This is a genomic window from Terrimonas sp. (genome assembly GCF_003075435.1).
GTDB lineage: Bacteria > Bacteroidota > Bacteroidia > Chitinophagales > Chitinophagaceae > Agriterribacter.
Genome location: NZ_QCZJ01000029.1, coordinates 57,409 through 63,628 on the forward strand (window position 1 = coordinate 57,409; position 6,220 = coordinate 63,628).

Annotated in this window: 3 protein-coding genes; all 3 read right to left on the bottom strand. The window is 41.2% G+C overall.

Going from position 1 to position 6,220, the window contains the following annotated elements; all coding sequences use genetic code 11:
- Positions 1-2: 2 nt before the first annotated feature.
- Positions 3-2,849 carry a DNA polymerase I gene (polA, locus tag DC498_RS22000; protein ID WP_116876317.1) on the bottom strand — a complete coding sequence of 949 codons (2,847 nt, stop codon included), beginning with the start codon at positions 2,847-2,849 and terminating at the stop codon, positions 3-5.
- 294 nt (positions 2,850-3,143) lie between these two features.
- Positions 3,144-5,924 carry a family 78 glycoside hydrolase catalytic domain gene (locus tag DC498_RS22005; protein ID WP_116876318.1) on the bottom strand — a complete coding sequence of 927 codons (2,781 nt, stop codon included), beginning with the start codon at positions 5,922-5,924 and terminating at the stop codon, positions 3,144-3,146.
- Between the two features lie 90 nt (positions 5,925-6,014).
- A partial coding sequence (locus tag DC498_RS22010; protein WP_116876319.1) for a RagB/SusD family nutrient uptake outer membrane protein occupies positions 6,015-6,220 on the bottom strand: 206 nt, incomplete at its 5' end.

The window sequence follows — 6,220 nt, forward strand, 5'->3', positions numbered from 1 at the left end:
TATTAATGTGCCTCCAGCCAGTTTTCCCCCTCTCCCACTTCTGCTATAATAGGCACATCATTAGGTAATACCATTGCGGTTTGCATGCTTTCTATAATCAAAGCTTTCAATTCATTTGCTTCGGTTCTTGTGGCATCAAATATCAGCTCATCATGTACCTGTAAAATCATTTTACTGCGCATGTTTATTTTTTTCATGGCATTATACACTTTTGTCATAGCAAGCTTAATCATATCAGCAGCCGTGCCCTGAATGGGTGAGTTGATAGCGTTTCGTTCTGCAAAACCACGCACGGTAAAGTTAGAGGAGTTTATATCACGCAGCCAGCGTTTACGCCCCATCAGCGTTTGTACATAACCGTGTTCTCTTGCAAAATTGATGGTATCGTCCATGTATTTGTTGATACCGGAAAATTCTTTTTTATAATTATCAATAATTTCTTTCGCCTCTGTGCGGCTGATGCCTAAATTATCTGCTAAGCCAAAAGCACCCTGACCATAGATAATGCCAAAGTTTACGCTCTTTGCTTTGTAGCGCTGCTCTTTGGTAACAGCCGCTTCATCCACAGCATATACTTTAGCTGCAGTAGCCGCATGAATATCTTTTCCCGATCTGAAAGCATCGCACATAGCGGAATCGCCGCTTATAGCAGCAACAATGCGTAATTCTATCTGGGAATAGTCGGCAGACAGTAACACATGATCTTTATCTGCCGGTACGAAAGCTTTTCTTATTTCTCTTCCTTTAGCCGACCGTACTGGTATATTTTGCAGGTTAGGGTTATTGCTTGCCAGCCTGCCGGTAACGGCAACCGCCTGTCCGTAAGTAGTATGCACCCTGCCGGTTTTTCTATTTACCATTAAAGGCAGCGCGTCAATATAGGTAGATTTTAGTTTGGTAAGTTCCCGGAAAGTAAGAATATCTTCTACTATCTTATTTTGATGAGACAGTTTCAGCAGCACATCTTCGCCCGTTGCATATTGACCTGTTTTTGTTTTTTTTGCTTTAGGGTCAAGCTGCAGTTTTTCAAACAATACTTCACCCAATTGCTTGGGCGATGCCAAATTGAAACGAACACCTGCCTGCCGGTAAACATTCTCCTCCGCCTGCTTTGCCTCAGCTTCCAATTCCTTTGAATACTCCTTCAGGAAATCCGTATCTATTCTCACGCCTTCATACTCCATATCAGCCAATACTTTCACCAAAGGGTTTTCCACTTCATAAAATACTTTCTCTACTGCTTTTGTTTTCAATTCAGGTAAAAGCACATTTTTTAACTGAAGTGTAATATCAGCATCTTCAGCGGCATAGTCTTTTATTTTGTCTAATTCAACATCCCTCATATTGCCCTGTTGCTTCCCTTTCTTTCCAATCAGTTCTTCTATATGTACTGGTTCATATCCCAGATACTGGGCACTCAGCATATCCATGCCACGCTTTCCATCAGGCTCAATTACATAATGTGCCAGCATGGTATCAAATAACGCTCCTGCAATATGTACATCATACCATTTCAACACCAGCATATCGAATTTAATATTCTGTCCAACCCATGTTACAGCAGGATCGCCAAATACCGGTCTTAGTACTTCCAGTATCTTTAATGTATTTTCTCTCTCCGGCGGACAAGGAATGTAGTATGCCTCACCGGGTATCCAGGCGAAACTCATACCTACCAGTTCAGTATCATTCGCATCAAGCCCGGTTGTTTCGGTATCAAAGCATATCTCCTTTTGCGATGAAATCTGCTGTACAAATTCAACCAGCTCTTTTTCTCCAACTATTGCTTTATATGTGTGCGGTGTATTGTGTATTGTTCTTAAGACTGTTGTTTCTGCAGCAGTATTTTCAGCACTATCAGCAGGTTCATTTGCCTGCTCTTTGGGAGTTTCAACAGCTACTGTATTTCCGAACAGGTCTGCCTGCACAACAGTTGGCGCAGATTTTTCTGTGCTTACCCTTGCCGCAATGGGTATTATTTCACCAAGCAGGCGTTGCGATATCGTACGAAACTCAAGTTGTGTAAAAATATCTTTGAGTATATCCTTATTCCACTCCTTTACTTTAAAATCTTCTTCATGAAAAACTACCGGCACGTCGGTAATGATCGTTGCCAGCCTCTTGCTCAGGATGGCATCTTCTTTTCCCGCCCTTATTTTCTCTCCCAAAGCGCCTTTAATATTATCTGCCGCAGCAATGATATCTTCAAGCGTTCCATATTCTGCCAGTAATTTGGCAGCGGTTTTTTCGCCTACTCCTTTAATACCGGGAATATTATCCACCGCATCACCCATCAATCCCAATACATCAATTACCTGGTCCACAGTTTTGATGTTCCATTTGGCACAAACTTCTTCCGGACCCATTATTTCTACATCTCCTCCCTGGTAACCCGGTTTGTAGATTTTTATTTTATCTGTTACCAGCTGACCATAATCTTTATCTGGCGTTACCATAAACACATCATAACCCGCAGCTGCGGCCTGCCTGCTTAGTGTGCCAATAATATCATCTGCTTCATGCCCGTCAGACTCAATAACAGGTATACTGAATCCTTCGATAATTTTTTTGATATCAGGAATAGCAGCTATCAGATCTTCAGGCGCTTCCTGCCGGTTTGCTTTATAATCGGCAAAATCGGTATGGCGTACCGTTGGCGCATGCGTATCAAAGCAAACAGCCATGTGTGATGGCTTTTGATTATTGATGAGTTCAACAAGTGTATTTGTAAAACCAAACTGCGCATTGGTATTATATCCTTTTGAAGTGATGCGCGGATTACGCAACAAGGCATAATATGCCCGGAAGATTAACGCCATTGCATCCAATAAAAACAGTTTCTTGCCCATTTAGCTAAGGTAGGCATTTGAAGGAAAAAAGAGGTAATTGAGTCAGGGATTTCGGTGCCTGCGGCGGCGGAACAGCGTTTGCTACACAAAGAGCCACGAAGGATACACAAAGTTACACAGAGCGTTTTATTATTCTCTTCTTTGTGGAACTTTGTGTATCCTTCGTATGCCGCTGTGGAATAACCAGGTTGTTACACTGAAATTATTTGTGCAGGCAGTTGTGTTTAAAAAATGAGGGGTTAGCGAACTAACCCCTCTTGCCATTGCTGATGATTACTATATGAGCCCCAAAACTTATTTTGTACAATCAATTATATAATTGCCCGATCCGAGTTGTAATATTATTTTTCCGATATCAACGCCATTACCTGGCCGTATCTGATCGTTGCCGGGGGGCTTGCCATTGAGTTGTATACTTTGAATATTATCACAAGGAATATATACGGTAGCTTCGGTATTAGGAGGTATGGAAAATTTCCAGTTGAATTTGTTATTATCGGTGATTTTCCATTCACTTTTAATAATACCATACAACGATTTAAATGAACCTTTCACAGCAGTTAAATCACCTACAGGTTCCGGCTTAAGAATAATATGCTTAAAGCCAGGCTGAGCAACATCGTAGTTAATGCCGGCTAATGTTTGATAACACCATGCTTCAAAATTACCGGATAAGATTTTTTGACTTTCTCCGTTCATGCCGGGCCCGGTAGTATCTGAATTCCACAACTCCCAACTGGTAGTGGCACCTTTTGATATCATATAGCCCCAACTGGGTAAATCAGTTCGTGTGGCTATAGTATATGCCACTTCAGGATGCCCGATATTTGTAAGCACCTGCATCTGCCATTGCATACCTATCAGCCCTACAGAAGTATGGCCATGCCTTGTAACCATAATATCTTTCACAAGATTATCCACCACCCTGTTATACTGTTCTTTAGGAACAAGCCCGAAAGCTAACGGCAATACGTATGCGCATTGCGATCCGCTTTCATATACACCGTTTTCCTTATGCAGAAAGCGGTTATTGAAACCTACAGCTATTTTATCTGCCAGTTCTTTAAAAGTTTGTTCATCATTTTGGTATCTCAATATTTTTGCTGCACGTTCTACTATTCTGCAATTGTTATATAAATAGGCTGTACCCAGTAATCCTTTGGGGGTTTCTTGCCCTGATCCACCCATGTTCAACGCATTTACCCAATCGCCGTAATCACATTTATCTGTAGTATAATCAGGTTTCAGATATGCTTTTGCAGTAAACTCCACAAACCGTTTCATCATGTTATAATTGCTTTGTAGTATCCTTATGTCGCCGTAAAAACTATACATCCAATCCGGTATAATAGTGGCAACGCTGGGCCATAAAATCCCTTTACTGTTAAATGTCCAGTAGGGTGGTAATATTTCCTGTAAACTGCCGTCTTCTCCCTGGTGTGCGCGGTAATTATGTAAAAAGTGATCATAAAAATTCTTCACATTGTAAGCCCAGCCTTCGCTCTCTGAAGTTTTGGAAGGATGCCCGCTCCAGGGCATTCTTTCATCACGATCAGGTTCCATAGGCAGGCTCCTGTTTTGCATTCTTGTGCCCCAATGTGCATTAAGATATACCCGGTTAAGCAATGTATTTGATGATTGAAAAGTCCCGGCCTGTTCAAAATCTGTGTGTGTCACCAATCCTTCAAAATTTTGTACTGTTGGTGTGCCGGGAAATCCTTCTACCTGCACCCAATGGGTTGCATTGCCTTTAAACCGTGGATGCCATACTTCCAGTCCTCCCCCTTTTAATGTATAAACATCCATATTAAGTGCACTCCTGTCGTTTTGATATTTTAATGTACCATCCGGTAAAACATTAAAACTGGAATGCATTTTAACTACAGTGCCACGCGGGCCGGAAACTTTCAGCCGGACTGATCCATAAAACGATTGTCCGAAATCTACCATCCATATACCGGGCTTAGGTTGCAAGATCTGTTTAGGCTGCAAAACTTCGGTTATACGCACAGGCTCTACCAGTTGTGCTTCCATTTCGCCACCGGGCGCCGGCATTATTGCTGCCTTCTTCCATTGGCTGTCATTAAATCCTGCATTACACCATCCAGGCATTTCCATTCTTGCATCATATTCTTCACCATCATATTCGTTGTTTGCGCGTATAGGACCATCTGCGGTAGCCTTCCACTTATCATCTGTAACAATAATATCTTTGGTTCCATCAGTATATTGAATATGTAGTTGCATCAATGCGCGTGGATAACCATAATTGTGCATTGGTACCGGAACTTTTTTCCTGGGAGCAAAAAAACGCCCATTGCCTAAAACGATACCTATTGCATTGCCTCCGTTTTTTAATTGTTGTGTAAGATCAAAACAATTATACAGCAACCTTTTATTGTATCCTGATAGCGCCGGATTCATCAATTGATCGTTGAGCAGATACCCGTTTACATACAAATCATAAAATCCAACGCCGCATATATATGCATAAGCTTTCGAAATTTTTTTAGATGCTTTAAATTCTTTTCTCAGCATCCTGGCAGCGAGCCTTCTATGTTCTGTAACCGTATCTTTAATTTCATCATCACCATTTAACCCAATCCATTTTCCTGTCCATTCTTTTTGAGAAAGCAAGCCCATTGACCACATAGCAGGTTCGCTCCATACAGAAAGTTGTTCTTTGTTTTTATCTGAGCTTGTCCAGATCCTTACTTTCCAGTAACATTGTTGCTGTGATGCAAGATGCTTTCCCTGGTATATAACATGAGCTGAGTTATCTGAAATAATTTTTTTAGAATTCCACAGGTCTCCGATATTCTTTTTCAATAATGCCGGAGAAGAAGCTACCAATACCTGGTAACCGGTTTGTTTAATGTTTTTAAGCATTGTATCACTGGCAGTAATCAACCATCCTAAATGTGGCTGAATGCTGTCAATGCCCAGTGGGTTGTTTAAATATTCGCAACGAAGTTCTATTGCGTAAGGAGGAGAGAACTTTGAATTGTCCTGAGAAAATAAAAACTCAGTGCCAAAGAATAGAATAAAAACGATTGTAAGAAAATATCTACTCATTGCTCAAAAACTTTTTAGCACCCACTGCTTATTATTTTAAAAGATACAGGAGATGCTACAAAGCATCTCCTGTATTTGTATACAATTTTATTAATACCCCGGGTTTTGCACGAGGCTAGTATTGATGAGCAGTTCCCTTGCAGGAATAGGATAGATAAACTTATCCTGGGTGATATTAAACGCTGCGGGTAATATCCAGCCGTATTGTGCTTTCAGTGCAACACCTTTTGCCGTGATCTTTTCTATCGCTTTACCACTGCGTAGCAAATCGAGCCAACGATGATTTTCAAACGCCA